This window comes from Streptomyces sp. JJ36 (assembly GCF_021696945.1).
Classification (GTDB): Bacteria; Actinomycetota; Actinomycetes; order Streptomycetales; family Streptomycetaceae; genus Streptomyces.
On the sequence record NZ_JACYHE010000026.1, the window covers coordinates 1 to 19,809 of the forward strand.

18 protein-coding genes are annotated in these 19,809 nt (G+C 73.5%); 12 read left to right on the forward strand and 6 right to left on the reverse strand.

The genetic code is table 11. The features are described 5' to 3' along the window. Nucleotides 1-170 precede the first annotated feature (170 nt). The gene (locus HOY81_RS12800) at nucleotides 171-1,373 is read left to right on the forward strand and encodes a hypothetical protein (protein WP_237320443.1); all 1,203 of its coding nucleotides are present in this window, start codon (nucleotides 171-173) and stop codon (nucleotides 1,371-1,373) included. A 13-nt stretch (nucleotides 1,374-1,386) separates the two neighbouring features. After that, a complete protein-coding gene (locus HOY81_RS12805) occupies nucleotides 1,387-1,938 on the forward strand; it encodes a hemerythrin domain-containing protein (protein ID WP_237320444.1) in 552 nt (183 codons plus the stop codon). 43 nt (nucleotides 1,939-1,981) lie between these two features. On the opposite strand, the gene HOY81_RS12810 is transcribed toward HOY81_RS12805, so the two are convergent. Beyond that, nucleotides 1,982-2,515 (reverse strand): hypothetical protein, encoded by a 534-nt coding sequence (locus HOY81_RS12810; protein ID WP_237320445.1) that lies wholly within the window; start codon nucleotides 2,513-2,515, stop codon nucleotides 1,982-1,984. A 195-nt stretch (nucleotides 2,516-2,710) separates the two neighbouring features. Between HOY81_RS12810 and HOY81_RS12815 the strand changes: the two genes are divergently transcribed. From HOY81_RS12815 to HOY81_RS12825, 3 genes are all read left to right on the forward strand, one after another. Further along, nucleotides 2,711-2,884, forward strand: coding sequence for a hypothetical protein (locus HOY81_RS12815; protein WP_237320446.1), 174 nt, complete (start codon nucleotides 2,711-2,713; stop codon nucleotides 2,882-2,884). Between the two features lie 325 nt (nucleotides 2,885-3,209). After that, on the forward strand, nucleotides 3,210-4,673 hold the full coding sequence (locus tag HOY81_RS12820; RefSeq protein ID WP_237320447.1) for a DUF4396 domain-containing protein: 1,464 nt from the start codon (nucleotides 3,210-3,212) through the stop codon (nucleotides 4,671-4,673). Next, nucleotides 4,673-5,413, forward strand: coding sequence for a hypothetical protein (locus HOY81_RS12825; protein ID WP_237320448.1), 741 nt, complete (start codon nucleotides 4,673-4,675; stop codon nucleotides 5,411-5,413). Before HOY81_RS12820 ends, HOY81_RS12825 begins: the two co-directional genes overlap by 1 nt. A gap of 84 nt (nucleotides 5,414-5,497) precedes the next feature. On the opposite strand, the gene HOY81_RS12830 is transcribed toward HOY81_RS12825, so the two are convergent. The 5 genes from HOY81_RS12830 to HOY81_RS12850 all read right to left on the reverse strand — a co-directional run bounded on the left by HOY81_RS12830 (nucleotide 5,498) and on the right by HOY81_RS12850 (nucleotide 11,807). Continuing rightward, nucleotides 5,498-6,532, reverse strand: a complete 1,035-nt coding sequence (locus HOY81_RS12830; RefSeq protein ID WP_237320449.1) for an AI-2E family transporter — start codon at nucleotides 6,530-6,532, stop codon at nucleotides 5,498-5,500. A gap of 354 nt (nucleotides 6,533-6,886) precedes the next feature. Beyond that, nucleotides 6,887-8,440, reverse strand: coding sequence for an aldehyde dehydrogenase (NADP(+)) (locus tag HOY81_RS12835; protein ID WP_237320450.1), 1,554 nt, complete (start codon nucleotides 8,438-8,440; stop codon nucleotides 6,887-6,889). Beyond that, nucleotides 8,437-9,312 (reverse strand): PmoA family protein, encoded by an 876-nt coding sequence (locus tag HOY81_RS12840; protein WP_272892731.1) that lies wholly within the window; start codon nucleotides 9,310-9,312, stop codon nucleotides 8,437-8,439. The genes HOY81_RS12835 and HOY81_RS12840 overlap by 4 nt, the downstream gene beginning before the upstream one ends. A gap of 280 nt (nucleotides 9,313-9,592) precedes the next feature. Beyond that, complete coding sequence (locus tag HOY81_RS12845) at nucleotides 9,593-10,558, reverse strand: LacI family DNA-binding transcriptional regulator (RefSeq protein ID WP_237320451.1); 966 nt, start codon at nucleotides 10,556-10,558, stop codon at nucleotides 9,593-9,595. A gap of 163 nt (nucleotides 10,559-10,721) precedes the next feature. After that, nucleotides 10,722-11,807, reverse strand: coding sequence for an aldose epimerase family protein (locus HOY81_RS12850; protein WP_237320452.1), 1,086 nt, complete (start codon nucleotides 11,805-11,807; stop codon nucleotides 10,722-10,724). Between the two features lie 118 nt (nucleotides 11,808-11,925). Between HOY81_RS12850 and HOY81_RS12855 the strand changes: the two genes are divergently transcribed. The 7 genes from HOY81_RS12855 (at nucleotide 11,926) to HOY81_RS12885 (ending at nucleotide 19,780) form a co-directional block, all read left to right on the forward strand. After that, nucleotides 11,926-12,915: an NAD(P)-dependent oxidoreductase gene (locus HOY81_RS12855; protein ID WP_237320453.1), complete on the forward strand. Its 990-nt coding sequence runs from the start codon at nucleotides 11,926-11,928 to the stop codon at nucleotides 12,913-12,915. Nucleotides 12,916-13,286: 371 nt separating this feature from the next. Beyond that, nucleotides 13,287-14,249, forward strand: coding sequence for a 5-dehydro-4-deoxyglucarate dehydratase (locus HOY81_RS12860; RefSeq protein WP_237320454.1), 963 nt, complete (start codon nucleotides 13,287-13,289; stop codon nucleotides 14,247-14,249). Next, on the forward strand, nucleotides 14,246-15,358 hold the full coding sequence (locus HOY81_RS12865) for a mandelate racemase/muconate lactonizing enzyme family protein (RefSeq protein WP_237320455.1): 1,113 nt from the start codon (nucleotides 14,246-14,248) through the stop codon (nucleotides 15,356-15,358). The genes HOY81_RS12860 and HOY81_RS12865 overlap by 4 nt, the downstream gene beginning before the upstream one ends. After that, nucleotides 15,355-16,533 carry a Gfo/Idh/MocA family protein gene (locus HOY81_RS12870; RefSeq protein WP_237320456.1) on the forward strand — a complete coding sequence of 393 codons (1,179 nt, stop codon included), beginning with the start codon at nucleotides 15,355-15,357 and terminating at the stop codon, nucleotides 16,531-16,533. Before HOY81_RS12865 ends, HOY81_RS12870 begins: the two co-directional genes overlap by 4 nt. Next, the gene (locus HOY81_RS12875) at nucleotides 16,530-17,504 is read left to right on the forward strand and encodes a carbohydrate ABC transporter permease (RefSeq protein ID WP_237320457.1); all 975 of its coding nucleotides are present in this window, start codon (nucleotides 16,530-16,532) and stop codon (nucleotides 17,502-17,504) included. Before HOY81_RS12870 ends, HOY81_RS12875 begins: the two co-directional genes overlap by 4 nt. Then, nucleotides 17,494-18,432: a carbohydrate ABC transporter permease gene (locus HOY81_RS12880; RefSeq protein WP_237320458.1), complete on the forward strand. Its 939-nt coding sequence runs from the start codon at nucleotides 17,494-17,496 to the stop codon at nucleotides 18,430-18,432. Before HOY81_RS12875 ends, HOY81_RS12880 begins: the two co-directional genes overlap by 11 nt. A gap of 91 nt (nucleotides 18,433-18,523) precedes the next feature. After that, a complete protein-coding gene (locus tag HOY81_RS12885; protein WP_237320459.1) occupies nucleotides 18,524-19,780 on the forward strand; it encodes an ABC transporter substrate-binding protein in 1,257 nt (418 codons plus the stop codon). Nucleotides 19,781-19,809 lie beyond the last annotated feature (29 nt).

Below are 19,809 nucleotides of genomic sequence, written 5' to 3' on the forward strand. Positions count from 1 at the left end.
CGGTACGGCTCACCGAGGAGTTCGAGTACACCCGGGACGTCCTGCGCGAGACGGCGGGAGCCGTCGCGAGGGCGTGAGCGCCCCTCGGCGGGCCACCCCGACGCGTTTCCCCGGTCCGCCCTGGGTTACTCGCTGCTGCGCTCTCCACCCCTCCGTCCTGGAAGGCGCGTATGGCGTTCAACCCTCTCGATCACTCCGGTATCCCGCTCGACCGGCAGGTACGCAACTGGCGCGAGCTGAACGTGGAGCCGATCGACCCCGACCACTGCGACCCCTACACCCGGTGCCGGATCATCACCATGAACGGCATCGAGGTGGAGGCGATCCTCTTCAGCCACCAGATGGCCCGGCACTGCCCCGACCTGGACGTCAAGCAGCAGCTCGCCCGCACCCGCTACATCGAGCACCAGCAGCAGAAGGTGGTGAACTGGCTGCTCCCCGGTGTCTCCTCCGTGCTGGAGACGACCCTCGCCTACGAGCAGGTCGCCGTGGACCTGACCGCATGGGTGGCGCGTTCCGAGCCGGACCCCTACCTGAAGCAGGCCTACCAGTTCGGCGTGCTCGAGGACTTCGACCACCTGTACCGGTACGCCAATCTGTACGAGATGATCGAGCACCGTAAGGCGGAGTCGATCGTCGACCAGCTCACGGAAGTCATGCCCGGCCGGCCCACCCGCCGGCACCACCGCCACCCGTACGACAACGTGCGCGAGCCCTACGATCGCAACCAGGCCGACCCGCTGTCGAAGCTGCACGCGCTGACCGTGATGTCCGCAGAGCAGCAGACCATGAACTTCTACATGAACACCGGCGCCCTGTACATGGAGCCCATCGCCCGTCAGCTGTACCAGGAGATCGGGCTGATCGAAGAGGAGCACGTCACCCACTACGAGTCCCTGGTCGACCCGGGCGAGACCTGGTGGGAACAGCTCGTCAACCACGAGTACAACGAGTGCTACCTCTACCACTCCTTCATGGAGCAGGAGACCGATCCGCGCATCAAGGCCGTCTGGGAACTGCACCTGAACATGGAGCTGGCCCATCTGCAGCAGGCCTGCGACCTGATGCGGCGCCACGACGGCCGGGAACCGCGGGACCTGCTCGCTCCGGAGGTCCCCAACGTGCTCACCTTCGAGCCGAACAAGCACTACGTGCGGGAACTGATCGACGACCAGCTCGACCTGACCACGCTCGGCACCGGCTATGTCCGCGAGGCGCACGAGCGGTTCGAACAGATGCAGGAAGCCCTCATGGGAGACGGCGGTCCGCCCAGCGACCGGGTGATGGAGCAGCAGCGCCAGGAGGTCGGCCGCGAGTACCGGCTGGAGACGGAAGGGGAACACCCCGCCGCCTCCCTGCGCGAGCACGGCTGAAGGGGTGAGAGCGATGAATCCCGCGACGAACGTGGTCGCCCTGCTCAAGCAGCAGCACGGCGAGATCCGCAACCTCTTCGACACGGTCGAGAGCACCACGGGCGACGAGCGACGCGAGGCCTTTCGCCGGCTCGTGCGCATGCTGGCCGTGCACGAGACCGCGGAAGAAGAGGTCGTCCACCCGTACACCCGGCGCCTGACCGATGGCGGCTCGGACGTCGCGAACGACCGGCTGGAGGAGGAACGACAGGCCAAGGAGCTCCTCAGCCGCCTGAACGACGTCGACGTCGAGGACGACGCGTTCATGCCGATGCTGCTGAAACTGCGCAAGGCCGTGACGGAGCACGCCCGCGCCGAGGAGCGCTACGAGTTCACCCGTCTGCTGCGGGCCGCGGACGACAAGCAGCTCGCCGCCATGGCCAAAGCCGTCAAGGCGGCCGAGGCCACCGCCCCGACCCGCCCGCACCCGGGCGTCGAGACCGGTGCCCGGAATCTCGCCGTCGGCCCCATGGCCGCCGTCGCCGACCGCGCCCGCGACGCCGTCCGCAAGGCCATGGGCGGCTGACGGCGCCAGGCGCGACGCCAACGCGGCCGGTGGGAAGCGGCCCCTACCGCCCGTGGACCCGGCGGCGAGGCGGCGGTCCCACACCGGTGTGCCGGCCCGGGACCTCCGCGGCGTGCAGCTGTCCGGGGCCGGGGCCGGACCGGGCGGCCAGGGCATCGGCCACGGCTCCGGTGGTGAACGCGTAGACGGCCTTGTGCAGCACGTCCACGACCAGCTCCCAGCGCGGCCAGGTCTGCGGTGGAGCTCCGACGCCGGTGGCGTTCTCCAGGATCTGGTCGTTGGTGAGCCGCACCACGGTGAACTGCGCCGACGCCCACGGCCCGCGCAGGCCGGCATGGGCCATGACCGACCGCAGCACTCCGAGCAGGGCGCCCTGACCGTAGTGCATGGCCCAGTTCACGGCGACCGGCTGACGTGCGGGGCGCTCCGGCGCTCCGGTCACCCGCTCCAGCGTCCGCGCGGGCACGTGGGAGCCGGGCCTGCCGGTGAGGCGCTGCTCGGCCTTCTCGCCGAGCGTCATCACCACCACCCCTGCTGCGCCGGCCAGGAGCCCCTGCGACAGTGCGCGTTTCCTCATGCCGCCGCGAGTACCCCGGCTCCGCCTTCGCTCACCGCCGGCCCGGGCGTGGCTACGGCCACCACCGGGCGGGTGGCCGGGCACCGGGCGGAAGCGGCCAGGCGACGGACCGGCCCTGCTGCGTGCGGGTGACGCACACGCCCGTCGGCGGCGTCGGCTTGGCCGGAGGACGACTGCTGCGTCAGGGTCGCTCCTGTGCCGTACCGTCGTCCCCGGGGCCCCCGTACCGGCACGGTGATCGCCGCGGTCACCGTGCTGGTGGCACTTCTCATCGCCGTGGCCGTCGTCGTGGGTATGGACGACAGCGACGGCGGCCCCGGTCAGGTGGAGGTCCCTTTGCCCGGCCGGACCGTTCCCGCTCCTTCCTGAGGGCACCGGGAGACCGCCGGCCCGGTCCCCGGCGAGGCACCGCGGCGGGTGGGCGTCGCTTCCCGCGGCCTGCCGGGCGTGCAGGCCGCCCCGACGGGGTTCTCCGGTGCGGAGTTCCCGTGCCCGCGACGGAGTGATCACCGCCGTGCACGGTACCCGGGCCGCCCTCCGGTCGGCTCCGGTCGGCTCCGGCCGGCTGCCGGGGGCCATGCCCGGCACCGAAGCCGCCGCAGCCCGTCCCGTCCACACGAGGGGGAGAGTCGTGCAGCAAGGCAGCAACGCCCCGGACCGTGTGGTACTCCGTCCCCTCGGCAGCCCGATCCCCATGGCGTTCTTCGGACTGTCCGCGGCCACGTTCGTCCTGGCCGGGCTTCAGCTGGAGTGGATTCCGCCCGGCGAGGGGGACAGCGTGGCCCTGGTCCTGCTGGCGTTCTCCGCGCCGCTGCAGGCACTCGCAGCGGTCTTCGCCCTGCTCGCACGCGACGCCGCGACCGCGGCGGGTTCGGGAGTGCTCGCCGGTACCTGGGCCGCGACGGGGGCGACCATGCTCTCGTCTCCGCCCGCAGCGACCAGTGGCGGGCTCGGTCTGCTTCTGCTGGTCTCCGGAGCGGCCCTGGCCGCAGCCGTCGCCGCCGCCGGCACGGCGAAACTCGCGGCGAGTGCCGTACTGCTGACGGCATCGCTGCGGTTCGTCCTCACCGGGGTCTACGAACTCGCCGGTGGCACCGGCTGGAAGACGGCCGCCGGAGTCACCGGCGTCGTCCTCGCCGGGCTGGCGCTGCTCGCCGCGACCGCCTTCGCCTCCGGGGACACCACCGGACGGCCGCTGCTGCCGACGCTGCGCCGCACCGGCCCGCAGCCGGGGCACTCCGGTGGTGCGGCAGCGGTCGGCGACACCCGCAGCGAGGCAGGCGTACCAAGGAGCTGTAGCACCGGAGGACACCGACGGCGCGCCCATGGCGGGCGGGGCACGGCGACCCGCCCGGGGGGGGACGCCCCGGGCGGCCGGGAGCGTTTAGGAGCGCGGGTTCCCGGTCACCTGTGGCCGGGTCGTTCCCTTGGGAGGCTGTCTGTGATCGAGCTGGGCTGGCTGGCGTTCCTCGCTGAGCCGTGGTTCGTCCTGCCGTTCTACGCCGTCGGGTTCTTCGGCGCCGTCTGGGTGACCTGGGATGCGTACCACACCAACACGCCGCTGAAGCCGGCAATGCGGTGGGCCTGGCCCGTGATCGTGTTCTTCTTCGGTCCCGTCGGTCTCGCGCTGTACCTGTTCACCGCCCGCGCTCCCGGCATCGGTGCAGCCGACGGCGAGGAGGAGAAGCAGCAGCGACACAACGACTACGTGCTGCCCAACTGGTTCCGCCGCACCACCGGCTCGGTCATCCACTGCGTCGGCGGTGACGGGGTCGGCATCGTCACCGCCATGATCATGGCGCGGGTCTTCGGGCTGAGCTTCTGGGAGGAGTGGTGGTTCGAGTACCTGGTCGGTTACCTGGTGGGCACGCTCGTCTTCCAGTACAAGGCGATGTCCATGCATGCGAGCAGTTGGCCGCAGGCGATCTACATGGCCTTCCGTGGCGAGTGGTACTCGATGCTCTCCGTCATGGCGGGCATGGGCCTGGTCATGGGGGTCGTCACGCCGCTGGCCGTCACCGAGCAGCCGGACCCGGACACCTACGCCTTCTGGGGCTTCGCCGCACTCGGACTGTTCGTCGGCTTTGTGCTCACCTACCCGATGAACTGGCTGGAGATCAAGGTCGGTTACAAGCACGGTATGGGAAGGCAGCACTGATGACCCTCCGCAAGACCGGGATCGTGGCGGCGATGTGGGTGTTCGGCCTGGCCTGTCTCGCCGGTCTGGCCTGGGCGGTGCAGTGGCTCGACGACGAGCCGGTGCACGTCCCGCCGGCCGCCGGCGCACCACCTGCGGCCGGGCCCGACCGCCCGCTGAAGGCGCTCACGGCCGGCACCGCACGGTCGGTGGCCGCCGCCCGCCACGGACTGGCCACGGGCGAACGCAGCGAGGCGTCGCACGCCGTGGACGCGGCCCGGCGGGCCGCCGAGGTCGGCCACGAGGCCGCTCACGGCCCGGTAGGCAAGGGCTTCACCGCCGCCCTGAAGCACCTGGAGGGAGCCCGCAAGGACCTGCACAACGGAAAGCCCGCCACCGCGCGGGCCAAGCTGACCAGGGCCGAACGGGAGCTGACCGGGGTCCTCGCCGCCGCGGCGCGGCAGACACCGGGGGTACCGCCCCGGGTCGTCTGGGCGGACTATCGCGGGGCGACCCTGCTCGGCCCGCAAGGCGGCATGATCGGGCGTGTCCAGCGCATCCAGCCCGGCCCCGGCGGCGCCCCGGTCGCCGTCCTCGACGTCGGCGGTTCCCAGGACGTGCTGGGGTTCCTCGACTTCGGAGGCCGCACGGTACGCGTCCCCGCCGACCGGGTCCTCTGGGGTCCCGCGCGGTACGTCGGCAGCACCCTCGCCGCCCTCCCCGTACGCGACCCCGGACGGCTGCCCGTCACCGGCCGTTGAACTCCGGGCAGGGGCTCCCTGCCCGGAGATGCCGCCCCCGGGTGTCCGCCCGGACGGCCTGCCGCGGCGTCAGGTGACCGCCCGTCATCCCCGTGCCGCGTACCGGGTGCGCAACTCGTGCAGGACCCCGAGGCCGGCCGCGGTGACCGGTACCGCCAGGAGCACGCCGACGATCCCGGCCACCGCGGCGCCCGCGGTGAGAGCCACCAGGACCGTCGCGGGGTGCATCCGCACGGTGCGGCTCTGGACCACCGGCTGGAAGACGTTGCCCTCCAGCGCCTGCACCACGACCACCACGGCAAGCACCCACAGCGCGATGGCCAGGCCCCGGTCGGCGAGGGCGACCAGCACGGCCGCGGCCCCGGAGACGAAGGCGCCGAGGTAGGGGACGTAGGCGCCGATGAAGACGATGGCGCCGAGCCCGAGAGCGCCCGGCACGCGCAGGATCAGCAGACCGGCCGTGATGCAGACGGCGTCGATGAGGGCCACCACGGTGGTGCCCCGCATGAACCCCTCGACGCCCCCGAAGGCCCGCCGGGCCATCGCCTCGACGACCTCGGCCGTGCCGGGCGGCGCGAGTGAGCGGAGGGCGCCGGCGGCCCGGTGGGAGTCCCGCAGGAAGAAGAAGAGCAGCAGCAGCGCGAGCACCGCCATGCCGAGCGTCCGGAAGAGCAGCCCGACTCCGGCGACGAGGCCGGAGGCGGCTGTGCCGCCGAACCTGCCCAGCAGGTCCAGAGCCCTGTCGGCGAGTTCCTGCAGCGAGGTGCCGGCCGCCCCGAAGTGAGCGGCCAGCCCCCGCACCGCCTGGCGCAGCGAGGCCACGATCTGGTCCCAGGTGTCGACCAGCGCCGCCGTGACGACGTACAGCGCGCCGCCGACCACGGCGAGGACGGCGGCGCAGGTCAGTGCCGCGGCGACGGACCGGTTGACCTTCGCCTTCACCAGCCACCGGTGGACGGGCAGCAGCAGCGCCGTGCCGAGCAGGGCGAGCAGCACGGGAATCACGGCCGTCCGCAGCGCCACGCACACCTGGACCAGGACATAGAGGACCCCGGCGGCCAGCAGGATGACGGCACACCAGGCGGCGAGCCGGCGAACGGGTTCCGGGAGCAACTGCACGTCGGCAGCGTATGCACCGTCCGCCCGGTCCCGCAGGAACGGCTTGGCCGGGGCATGTCGTCCGGGCGGTCAGCGGGGGGCCGTGCCACCCCGCAGGGCAAGCTCCGTCTCGACGGCCGTCTCCGCCACGCCGTCCCGTCGTTCAGGGTTCACCCGTGCAGGCCGTGTTCTGCTTCCGGCGCACGGGGCCCCCGCCAGGGGCGGCCGCCGTTCCCGTGCCGGCCGGGGCCACCGCCAGGGGTCCGTTGCCGTGCAGGGGCCGGTCCGGCCGTCACCGGCGGCGCGCCCCCGCCTCCGCCCCCGCGCACGCCGCTGTCCGCAGGGACGGCAAACCCCTGCGGACGGCGGTCGTTCTCACCGCTCGGACGCCGGCTTGCCGCCCACCCGGCGGGTCAGCCCCAGGGGATTGTCGTCGCGGAGTTCGGGCGGCAGGAGGGCCTGCGGTGTGGACTGGTACGTGACCGGGCGCAGCCAGCGCTCGACGGCCGCCTCGCCCACGGAGGTGTGCGGCGAGGTGCTGGAGGGGTAGGGTCCGCCGTGCTGCTGTGCGGGCGTCACGGCCACCCCCGTGGGCCAGCCGTCGACGAGTACCCGGCCGGCCAGCGGCACCAGCGCGTCGAGCAGTTCCCGGCCACGACCGGCGCCGGCGCCTCCCTCGTGTCCCGCCTCGGCTGCGGAGAGGTGCGCGGTGGCGGTGAGACTGCCCGGCAGCGCGGCGACGACGGTGAGGGCCTCCTCCCAGTCCGCGTACCGGGCCAGCACGGTCACCGGCCCGAAGCACTCCTCCAGCAGGCGGTCGTGCGGCCCGGACCCGCCGGTGAGCCGGCGTGCCGGGACGGTCAGCACACCGGCTCGTACGGTCATCCCCTCACCCGTCCCGGGCCGCACCGGGACCTCGACGTCCGGCAGCGCCGCGCGGGTCCCGGTCTCCGCGAGGTAGGCCTCGCGCATCCCGGGCAGCAGCATGACGGAGGGCGCCGCCCCGCCGACCGCGGTGCTCAGCGCGTCCACCAGGCCGTCCCCGTCCGGGCCCTCCGGCAGCAGCACCAGGCCGGGCTTGGTGCAGAACTGCCCGGTCCCCAGCGTCATCGACCCCGCCAGGCCGGCCGCGATGTCCGCGGCACGCTCCGCGGCGGCGGCGGGCGTCACCACCACCGGGTTGAGCGAGCCGAGCTCCCCGTGGAACGGGATGGGAACGGGCCGGGCCGCGGCTGCGTCGAACAGGGCCCGTCCGCCGCGGACCGAGCCGGTGAACCCCGCGGCGGCGATCTGCGGGTGCGCGATCAGGGCCAGTCCCGCGCCGAATCCGTGGACGACGGTGACGACGCTCTCCGGCAGCCCGGACTCGGCCGCGGCGCGCCGGAGCAGCGCGGCGCAGAGCTCCGAGGTGGCGGGATGTCCCGGGTGCGCCTTGACGACGACGGGGCATCCGGCGGCCAGGGCGCTCGCGGTGTCGCCGCCCGGGACGGAGAAGGCGAGCGGGAAGTTGCTCGCCGCGTAGACGGCGGTCACGCCGAGCGGCAGCTTCATCCGCCGCAGGTCGGGCCGGGGCGGCGTGCGGGTCTCGTCGGCGTGGTCGATGCGGAGGTCGAGGAAGGCTCCCTCCTCGGCGGTGTCCGCGAAGGCGGTGAGCTGGGTCGTGGTGCGGGCGAGTTCGCCGGACAGCCGCCCGGTGCCCAGGGCCGTTTCCGCGTCGGCCGTGGCGATCACCTCGTCGGCCGCCTCGGTCAGCAGGTGCGCGGCCCGGCGCAGCAGGGCGGCGCGTACGGACCGTTCGGCCATCGGCCGCAGGGCGGTGTGCGCGGCGCGCACGGCACGGTCGACGCCTGCGGCATCGGCTTCCACGGTCACCCGGGGGCCCGGCTCGCCGGTGCGGGGGTCGGCCTGGTGGACAGGGGCGCCGGTCACGTGGCGGCTCCTTCGGTCGGGGGAGGGTCTGCGAGGGTGTGCGCCGAGGCACGCACGGCCCGGGCGGCCAGTCCGGCCGCGGCGTCGCGGTCCAGGCGCCCGTCGGCCACGACGGCGACGAACGCCCGGCGCACGCTTTCTCCGGCCGCGACCGGCAGCCGCCGCTCCAGCGCGAGCGACGACCCGGCGCCCGGGTACTCGCGGGCACGGACGAACCAGGGGTCCTGCCGGGTCGTCGCGTCCGCTCCGGCCAGCACGACGGTCCATCCGCGTCCCGACAGGGCCAGCCAGCCGGCCGGACGGCCGTGCACGGCGTCCTCCCCCTCGGCGGAGGCGGTGAAGACGGCGGGCGGCTCCGCCTCCTTGGGCGCCCGCCAGAAGAACCCGCCGTACCCGGCTCCGGGGCGGCCGTTCACCGCGGGGCTGCCGATGCTCCGGGGTCCCGGACCGGGGTTGGTCAGGGTGGAGGACCAGGCGAGCGCCCAGGCCGTGCCGGTGAGCGGCGTGACGGCGACGCGGCGCACCTCACGCAGCATCTCCGTGTCCTCGAAGCACCAGCTCAGCTCCTCGGTGAAGCCGTCCGGCGCACGTGACGGCCACCGGGTCGGGAGCTGCCGCCCGTGGTCGCCGAGCAGCGTGGGTCCCTGGTCGCGGACGAAGGTCCGGCCGCCCCAGAAGTTGCGGTGGTCGACGTCGGCGACGGCCATGCCGGCGCCGAGGTGGTGCGGGTGGTCCGGCGGGTACTCCTCGGTCACCACGACTCCGCCGGGCGTGGTGACCGGGTGCAGATACGGGCGGGGGGAGAGCTGCGGCGGCACGCCGTCGCCGGACCGGTACCAGGCCGCCGTGCGATCCGCGCAGCGGAGCTCCAGGTCCGGGACGGGCCGGGGAGGACGTCCCTCACCACCGGGTCCGGTGCGGGCCCTCACCGTCCGGCCTCCGCCGCCCGCCGGGCACGGGAAGTCCCGGGAGCGGCGCGCGGCTTCGGCCGCGCGGCCGGCATGCGGGCGCGGCCGCCGGCCGCGGAGCGGCCCGGGGGAGCGGGGAGCCGGAGCCCCGGGGGGCCCGCCGGCGGTCCGGCTCCCCCTGGGCCTCGGGCGGTTCTGGGAGCGATCGGTCCGGCTGGCATCAGCAAGCGCTTTCTCCGGAAGGTCAGGCCGGGGCGGCGGAGGTGGATTCCCGGATGACGAGGGAGGTCTCCAGCGTGGCGAGGGCGGCGGTACGGCTGCCCCCCTCGTCCACGGCCTGGAGCAGCAGATCCACCGCGGTGCGCCCGGCGGCCGGGGTGGGCATGACGATGGTGGTGAGCTTGGGACGGTTGAGGCGGCCGGCGATGGTGTCGTCCACGCCGACGACGCTGAAGTCGCCGGGGACGTGGGCGCCCAGCGCGTCCAGCCCCTCGATCACGCCGATGGCGACGAGGTCGTTGTAGGCGAGCACGCCGGTGACGCCGCTGTCCCGGACGGCCGCGGCGGCGTGCAGACCGCCGTCCTCGGTCGGGGCGTTGGGCCCGAGGGTCAGCAGTTCCGCGCCGTGGCGGGCGGCGGCCTCCCCGGCGGCGGTGCGCATCTGCCGGCTGGTCCACGACCCGCGCGGGCCGCTGAGCAGGGCCAGTCTGCGGTGCCCCAGGGAGACCAGATGGGCGACGGCCTCACAGACGCCCTGCGCGATGTCCATCAGCACCGTGGACAGGCCCCTGACCTTGCGGTTCACGACGACGAACGGCAGGTCGAGGCTGAGGCGTTCGATGGCCCGGTTGGTGAGCCGGGGAGCGACCAGCACCACCCCGTCCACCTGCTTCGCCAGTGCTTGGATGAGCTCCTCCTCCGCCTGCGGGTCCTCGTCGGTGTCGGCGACGAAGACGTGGTACTCCCGCTCCCGGGCGTAGGCCTGGGCGGCCTTGATCAGCGGTGGGAAGAAGGGGTTGGCGATGTCGGAGACCATCAGCCCCAGGTTGTGGGTGCGGCCGGTGGTGAGCGCGCTGGCGGCCCGGTTGGGCCGGTAGCCGAGCTCCCCGGCCACCGTGAGCACCCGCCCCCGGGTCTCCGCGCTGACCAGGTGGGGAGCGGAGAAGGTCCGGGAGACGGTGGACACGTGCACGCCGCTGGCCTGTGCCACCTCTCTGATCGTCACCGTCACTGCCGGGTACTCCCCTCGTCGCGCCCTGCTCCCGCCGCGGACCGGCCGGCCTGCGGTGTCCGGGTCCGTACCGCCGGCTCCCGCGTACCGCGGGAGCCGGACGGGCGGCGGCGCCGGGCCCCGGGCGCGGTGCCTGTCCCGGTCATGACCGGTCGCCGCTCTCGGTCGTGAAGCGGTAGACCGTGGTGGAGGTGTACTCCTGCCCCGGACGCAGCACGGTGGACGGGAACTCCGGGCGGTTCGGGGAGTCGGGGAAGTGCTGGGTCTCCAGGCACAGTCCGCTGCCCGGGCCGTACACGGTGTCGGAGAGCATGTTGCCAGAGTAGAACTGCACGCCCGGTTCGGTGGTCCGGACGTCCAGCACGCGCCCGGAGACCGGTTCGGCGACACGGGCTGCGGGGCGCAGCGCACCGGGCCGCCCGTCGACCACCCAGCAGTGGTCGTAGCCGCCGGCGGTCCTGAGCTGGGGGTGGTCCGCGGTCAGGCCGTCGCCGACGCGGCGCGGGGCGGTGAAGTCGAAGGGTGTGCCGGAGACGGGGGTCGGCGCCTCGGCCAGCGGGATGAGCCGTGCGTCCACCGGCAGGTAGCGGGAGGCGTACAGCGTCACGGTGTGGTCGTGGATGCCGTGGATGCCGTGGAGGCCGGCGGCCGGACCGGCGCCGGCGAGGTTGAAGTAGGCGTGGTTGGTCAGGTTGACGTGCGTGGGCGCGTCGGTGACGGCGTGGTAGTCGATGCGCAGCGCGCCGGCGCCCCAGGGCGTGCCCGGCGGGGGGTCCTCGGCGAGCAGGGTGTAGGTGACCCGCGCGGTCAGGGTGCCGGGGTACCCCGCCTCGCCGTCGGGGCTGGTGCGGGTGAGGACGACGCGGTCCTCGTCCGCCTCGGCGATCTCCCACAGCCGGCTGCTGAAGCCCTCGGGGCCGCCGTGCAGACTGCTGGTGCCGTGGTTGCGCGGCAGTTCATGGGTGCGGCCGTCGAGGGTGAAGCGGCCGTCCGCGATGCGATTGCCGTAGCGGCCGACGACGGCGCCGAAGTAGCGGCTGCGGGTCCGGTACTCCTCCAGGGTGTCCAGCCCGATCGTCACCTCGCCGGGGCGTCCCCGGGCGTCCGGGACGCACAGTGACTGCACCACGCATCCGTAGGTGAGCACCGCGGCGGTGATGCTGCCGGCGCGCAGCTCATGGCGCAGGACCTGGTCGCCGTCGGGAGTACGGCCGAAGAATTCCGTCACGCCGTCAGATCCTAAGCATGCAAGCGGTTGTCATCAACAGTGCACGGAGCCTTGACGGTGCACCAGCAATGCGCCACGGTTCTGCAACCGCTTGTTGTGGAGGGGAGAGGCGCAATCCATGAGGGTGCTCGTAACGGGCAGTGCCGGGCGGCTCGGCCGCAGTGTGGTGACCGCGCTCGCGTCGGCCGGCCACGAGGTGACCGGGGTGGACCTCCGCCCCGGAGAACCCGCCGGCTGCGCCGCGGTGCTGCCGGCGGACGTCTCGGACCTGGGGGAGGCCTACGACGTGCTGTCCCGGTTCCGCCCGCAGGCGGTGGTGCATCTCGCGGCCATCGCCACCCCCTTCGGACGCACCGACGGGCTGACGTACCGGGTCAACACCCAGGCGGCCTTCAACGTCTGCCAGGCGGCCGTCCGGAACGGCGCGGACCGCGTCGTGGTGGCCAGCAGCCCGACCGTCATCGGCTACGGGGATCCCGGGGCCGCTTGGTCCCCGGCGTACCTGCCCCTGGACGAGGACCACCCGGCCCGGCCGTGGAACGCGTACAGCCTGTCGAAACTGGCGGCCGAGCAGACCATGCGGACCTTCGCCGCCGCCGCGGGCGAGGCGGTACGGTTCGCCGCGGTCCGGCCGTGCTTCGTCGTCCCGCCCGAAGAGTGGGCCGGTGCCCCCAGCCAGACCGGCCACACCATCGCCGAACGGCTGGACGACCCGGCGCTGTCCGGAGCCGCCCTCTTCAACTACCTGGACGCCCGGGACGGCGGCGAGATGGTGACCCGGCTGCTGCACGCGCTGCCGGAGATCCCCAACGGCGAGGTGTTCTTCGCCGGCGCCACCGACGCGCTGGCGCGCAAACCGCTGGCCGAGTTGCTGCCCGAGGTGCACCCGGCCACCGCCGGGGCGGCGCAGGCCCTGACGGGCTCGGCTCCCGCCTTCTCCAGCGCCAAGGCCGAGCGCCTGCTCGGCTGGCGTGCCCGGCGGAGCTGGCGCACCGAACTGCGCGACCCGTCCGCCGGCGACGGCCCCACGTGGCCCGCCGGCGACACCGGGCACGCCCCGGAACACCCCGGCGAACCGGCCGGAACGTCCGGCGCGGGCCCTGCGTGATGGGCAGCGCGCCGGCTTCCGCGGCCAGTTCACCCGCCGGTTCCTCCGCCACGTCCCTCGCCATGAGCACGGGGACGCAGCCCGCGCGGGCCGGAACCCCCCGCGCCGTCGGCGGCGGCCGGCCCGGGCACCCCCTCCGGGCCGGCCCGCCGGCCCCCGCCCGGGCATCGCGGACCCGGCGTCCCCGCGCCCCGGCGCCCCGCCGTTCCGCCCGCCGTCTGCGGGGAGCGGCGGACCGGCCGCCGCCACCCGCCCGGACCCGTCCACGGGGCGGCTTCGCGACCCGGCCGGGTCCGTCCGTCCCCCGCCCCGCACCCCGCCCCTCTCCCTCCTCCGCGTCGCGGAGGGCGGAGTCTCCTCGGAGGTAACCGATGCATCTCTCGGGAGTGCTGTTCTTCCCGGTCACCCCCTTCGACGGCGACGGCCGGGTGAACACCGCCGCGCTGGCCGAACACCTGGACCGCGGTCTCTCGCACGGCCCGGGCGGCGTCTTCGCCGCCTGCGGCACCGGCGAGCTGACCTCGCTCTCCGCAGACGAGCAGGCCGCCGTGGTCCGCACCGCCGTGCAGCAGACCGCCGGCCGCGTGCCGGTGGTGGCCGGCGCGGGCGGCCCGCTGGGCACCGCGCTGACCCACGCCCGGCAGGCCGCCGAGGCCGGTGCGGACGGACTGCTGCTGCTCCCGCCGTATCTGGCGCAGGGAACCCGCGAGGGCCTGCGGGACTACGTCTCCGCGGTCGCCGCCGCCGGGCTGCCGGTGATCCTCTACCAGCGCGGCCCGCTGGTGCTGGAACCCGCGCAGGCCGTGGAACTGGCGCGCCTGCCCGGCGTGGTGGGTCTCAAGGACGGCCTGGGCGACATCGACCGGATGCAGCGCATCGTGCTCGCGGTGCGCGCCGCCCTCGGCGAGGAGTTCACCTTCTTCAACGGTCTGCCCACCGCCGAGCTGACCCAGCCCGCCTACCGGGCCGTCGGGGTGTCGCTCTACTCCTCGGCGGCCTTCTGCTTCGTGCCCGAGGTGGCCTCCGCCTTCCAGCGGGCCCTGGAGGACGGCCCGGCCCGGGACCCGGAGCTGGTGCGGCGGCTGCTGGCGGAGTTCTACGCCCCGCTGGTGGAGCTGCGCAGCGCGGTCCCCGGCTACGCGGTGTCCCTGGTGAAGGCGGCGGTGCGGGCGCGCGGCCTGGCGGCGGGTCCGGTGCGGCCGCCGCTGGTGGAGCCCACCGCCGCGCACCTGGGGGAGCTGGAGCGCATCACCGCGGCCGGACTGGCGGCCGTGAGGGCGTCCGGGACGGCGCCCGGGGTACCGGGCGCGCCGGCGCCGGAGGCCGGACGATGAGTCTGCCGGCCGTCCAGGAGCTGACGGCCCGGATCCTGACCGCGCCGCTGCCCCGGCCGTGGGGGCCGGACGTGCCGGTCAACCATGTGATCGTCTGCGAGCTGACCCTCTCCGACGGGCGCACCGGCACCGGCTTCACCTGGACGCCGCGCGCGGGGGCCGGCGCGGTGCACGCCCTGCTGACGCAGGACTGCCGGGACGCCGTACGGGGCCTGACGGCCCACCCGGAGACGGTGTGGGACGCGCTGTGGGAACAGCTGCACGAGGCCGGTTCCGGCGGCATCACCACCCTGGCCCTGGCAGCGGTGGACACCGCCCTGTGGGACCTGCGGGCGCGCGCGGCCGGGCACTCGCTGGCCGAGGAGCTGGGCCTGCGCCGGGACACCGTGCCCGTCTACGGCAGCGGCGTCAATCTGCACTACCCGGTGGAGGAGCTGGCGGCCCAGGCCCGCCGCTGGGCGGCGCACGGCTACCGGGCGGTGAAGGTCAAGGTGGGCAGCCCGGACCCGGCGGCCGACGTGGCGCGGGTCGCCGCCGTGCGGGAGGCGATCGGGCCGGACACCGCCCTGATGATCGACGCCAACCAGCGCTGGGACGGGTTCACCGCCCGCCGGGCGATCGACGCGCTCCGCCCGTACGTCCTGCACTGGGTGGAGGAGCCGCTGCGCGCCGACGACCTGACGGGGCATGTGCGGCTGCGCCGGGAGTGCGGGGTGCCGATCGCCGTGGGCGAGAACCTGCGCACCCCGTACGCCTTCCGGGACTGGCTGGCGGCCGGTGCGTGCGACGTGGTGCAGCCGAACGTGGCGCGGGTGGGGGGCGTCACACCGCTGCGGCGGATCGCGGAGCTGGCCCGGCTGTACTCGGTCCCGGTCTGGCCGCACCTGCTGCCGGACGTCTCTGGGCAGCTCGCATGCGCGCTGCCGCTGCCGGCGATGGTCGAGGACGTGGAGGACGCGTCCTTCGGCGCGCTCGGGCTGCTGGACGGGCCCTCGCCGGTGACCATCGACGGCCCCGTGCTGACGCTCGACCGCGTCCCCGGACTGGGGCTGCGCTTCACCGCCGGGACGGACACGGCCCCGCGTCGGCACCCAGGGGGCACGCGATGAGGCGGACGGCGAAACCGCTGCGGATCGTGCTGGCGGGCGCCCACGGCTTCGGGCGGAACTATCTGCCGGTGCTGCGGGAGCTGGTGTCGGATGGCGCGGCCGTCCTGTCCGGGGTGTGCGACCTGACCCCGGTGCCGGCCCGGAGGCTGGAGGGGCTGGGCGCCCCCGCCCAGAGCCGCGACCTGAGCGCGCTGGTGCAGGGCACCGGAGCGGACGTCGCGGTCATCGCCACGCCGCTGCACACCCACGCCCCGCTGGCGCAAGCCGCGCTGGCGGCCGGCGCCCATCTGATGCTGGAGAAGCCCCCGGTGGCGTCGCTGGCGCAGTTCGAGGAGCTGCGGACGGCGGCCGAGCGCCACCGGCGGGCCTGCCAGGTCGGCTTCCAGAGCCTGGCCTCCGAGGCCCCGGCGGCCGTGCGGCGGCTGATCGCGGACGGCGCGGTGGGCCGGGTGCGCGGCATCGGTGCAGCCGCCGCCTGGTCCCGGGACACCGCCTACTACGCGCGCGCCCCCTGGGCCGGGCGGCGACGACTGGACGACGGCACGGACGTGGTGGACGGGGCGCTGACCAATCCGCTCGCCCACGCCGTGGCCACCGCGCTGGCCCTGGACGGCGGGGACGTCGTCTCGGTGGAGACCGAGCTGTACCGGGCGTTCGACATCGAGGCGGACGACACCTCCTGCGTACGGGTGCACACCCGCGGCGGGGTGACGGACGGCGCCCCGGTGGTGGTGGCGGCGGCGCTGACCGCCCCGGAACAGCAGCCGCCGGTGGTCACCGTGCACGGTGAGCGCGGCCGCATCGAGCTGGAGTACACCCGGGACCGGGTGACCCTGCTGCGGGACGGCCGGGAGCCCGTGACCACCATGCACCGGCGCGCGGTGCTGCTGCGCGACCTGGTGGCACGACTGGCGGCCGCCGGCGGCCACCGGCCGCCCGGGGTCCTGGTGCCGCTGGCCGCCACTCTGCCCTTCATGCGGGTGCTGGAGGCGGTACGCACCGCACCCGGCCCCGTCCCCGTCCCCGCGCGCGACCTGCCCGGGACGGACGGCGCCCGGCGCCGGGTCGTCCCCGGCGTCACCGGGCTGGTGACCGAAGCCGCCGCGCGGCTCGCCCTCTTCTCCGAACTACCCCAGTTCCCGCAGTTCTCCGGACACTCCGGGAGGAACCCATGACCGATACCCAGGTGCTTCCGCCCGGCACCGGGACGCGCCCGGAACCCGAGCCGCGCCCGGACCGGATCCGGGCCGACCGGGCCCGGAAGAAACGGCGGCGCAAGGAGGCGCTGACCGCCCATCTGTTCCTGGCACCGTGGTTCATCGGGCTGCTGTGCATCACGGCCGGCCCGCTGCTCGCCTCGCTCTATCTGTCCTTCACCGAGTACAGCCCGATCGCCGGGTCCCACTGGATCGGGCTGGAGAACTACACGCGGATGCTGGACGATCCGCGGTTCGCCAAGGCGCTGACCAACACCGCGGTCTATGTGTTCGTGTCGGTGCCCCTCCAGCTGGCCTTCGCGCTGGCGCTGGCGCTGATCCTGGACCGCGGGGTGCAGGGGCTGCCGATCTACCGGTCGGTCTACTATCTGCCGTCACTGCTCGGCAGCAGCGTGGCCATCGCCATCCTGTGGCGGAAGGTGTTCGGCGACGAGGGCCTCTTCAACGAGTTCCTGGCCGTCTTCGGCGTCGAGGGCCGTAGCTGGATAGCGGACCCCTCCACCGCGCTGGGCACCCTGATCGTGCTCAACGTGTGGACCTTCGGCTCCCCGATGGTCATCTTCCTCGCGGGGCTGCGGCAGATTCCGCGCAGCTACTACGAGGCGGCGGAGATCGACGGGGCGGGGCGCGCCCGGAAGTTCTTCTCGATCACCCTGCCGCTGCTCACCCCGATCGTCTTCTTCAACCTGGTGCTGCAGCTCATCAACGCCTTCCAGTCCTTCACGCAGGCCTTCGTGGTGAGCGGCGGAAACGGCAGCCCGGCGGACTCCACGCTCTTCTACACGATGTACGTGTACAACAAGGGATTCAAGTCCTTCGAAATGGGCTATGCGGCGGCGATGGCCTGGGTGCTGGTCCTCATCATCGCCACCCTGACCGCGGTGAACTTCTTCATGTCGAAGTATTGGGTGTTCTACAATGACAAATAAGGCCGCTCCGCGGGCAGCGGGGGAACCGGCCCGGGAGAAGACCCCGGAGAAGCGTGACACCACCGGCCTGAACGACACGCTGCTGGCCCGCGGGCTGCTGGCGGTGCGCGGCAGCCGGCTGCTCACCCACGCCGCGCTGATCCTCTTCGGCCTGGCGATGCTCTACCCGCTGCTGTGGATGATCTCCAGCGCGCTCAAGCCGGAGGAACTCATCTTCCGGGAACAGGGCCTGCTGCCCACCAGCGTCACCTTCGAGAACTTCCGCGAGGGCTGGGACGCGCTGCGGCACCCGTTCAGTCACTACTTCGTCAATTCGGCCCTGATCACCTTCGGCGCGGTCATCGGCAACCTGACCGCCTGTTCGCTGGCCGCCTATGCCTTCGCCCGGCTGGAGTTCCCGTTCAAGAGGCTGTGGTTCGCGGTGATGCTGGGCACGATCATGCTGCCGCTGCACGTGGTGCTCGTGCCGCAGTACATCCTCTTCTCGGAACTGGACTGGATCAACACGTTCCATCCGCTGATCGTCCCGAAGTTCCTCGCCACGGACGCGTTCTTCATCTTCCTGATGGTGCAGTTCATCCGCACCCTGCCCAGGGACCTGGACGAGGCCGCGGTGATCGACGGCGCCGGGCACTGGCGCATCTTCAGCCGGATCATCGTCCCGCTGTCCCTGCCGGCCCTGGCCACCACGGCGATCTTCACGTTCATCTGGACCTGGAACGACTTCCTGAGCCAGTTGATCTTCCTGACCGACCCGGACATGCACACCGTCCCGGTGGCGTTGCGTACGTTCCTGGACTCCAGCGGTGATTCCTCCTGGGGACCGATGTTCGCCATGTCTGTGCTCTCGCTGGGGCCGATCTTCGGATTCTTCCTGGCGGGCCAGAAGTACCTGGTCCGGGGCATTGCGACAACCGGCCTCAAATAGGGCCGACCGGAAATCACGACAGCGCCATCCGACAGCGCGGAGAACACACGTGAACGAAAAGGAGAGCCCAGTGCGCAAGCGGCGGAAGAGAATGTCGTCGGCACTGCTGACCACCGGTGTCCTGGCCTTCACGGCCGCCTGCGGCGGCGGCAGCGACGAGGGCGGCGACGGCGGCCGGACCACCATCGAGTTCAGCTGGTGGGGGTCGGACGAGCGTCACCAGCTGACCCAGCAGGCGGTCGACGCCTTCATGAAGAAGAACCCCGGCATCCAGGTCGAGATGCAGTACCGGGACTGGGACTCGTACTACGACACCCTGACCACCCAGCTCGCGTCCGGCGACGCCCCCGACGTCTTCACCATCGAGATCCGGCGGCTGGGCGAGATCGCCCGCGCCGGGCAACTGGCCGACCTCGGTGAACTGGTGGACACCGCCGACCTCAACCAGCGGCTGCTGGCATCCGGCGCGGTGGACGGCACCCAGGTCGCCGTTCCCACCGGGGCCACCACGTTCGCCGTGATGGCCCACGACGGGATCCTGGCCGACGCCGGGGTGGAAGTCCCCGACGACTCGAGCTGGACCTGGCAGGACTACCAGGCGCTGGCCGCCGAGATCAGCGCCGCCACCAAGGACGGCGTCTACGGGACCCAGCTCAACTTCAACGACGCGTTCCTGCGGCTCTTCGCCGCCCAGCGCGGTGAGGAGTTCTACTCCGGCGACCAGGTCGGCGTCACCGCCGGGACCATCGCCGACTGGTTCCGTCTCCAGCTGGAACTCATCGACGACGGCGGCTCCCCGGACGCCGACCTCTCCACCGAAGTCGGCGCCACCAGCGTCGAGCAGTCCCTGATCGCCACCAACACGGGCGCCATGGGCATGTGGTGGAGCAACCAGCTCGGAGCCCTGACCGAGGGCTCCGGCGCGGAGGTCACCGTGCTCCGGATGCCCAGAGAGGAGGGCGCGGAGACCGACGGCATGTTCCTCCAGCCCACCATGTTCTGGGCGGTCAGCGAGCAGAGCGACGAGAAGGAGGCCGCCGCGAAGCTGGTGGACTTCCTCTCCAACGACCCCGAGGCCGGCGTCATCCTGGGCAGCGACCGCGGCCTGCCGATGAACTCCGCGGTCCTGGAGTCGGTCCGCGGCGACCTGCCGCCCGCCGACCGGCAGACGCTGGCCTTCATCGAGAAGCATTCCGACTCGCTGACCGCCCCGACCGCCTACCCCAACGGCGCGGGCGAGGTGCCGGACATGCTCCAGCGCTACGGCGAGGAGGTCGTCTTCGGCCGGATGAGCCCGGACGAGGCCGCCCGGGCCTTCCTCGACGAGGCCGACACCGCCCTCGGCTGACGGCCCGGAGGCCGTGGTCCCCGGGGCCG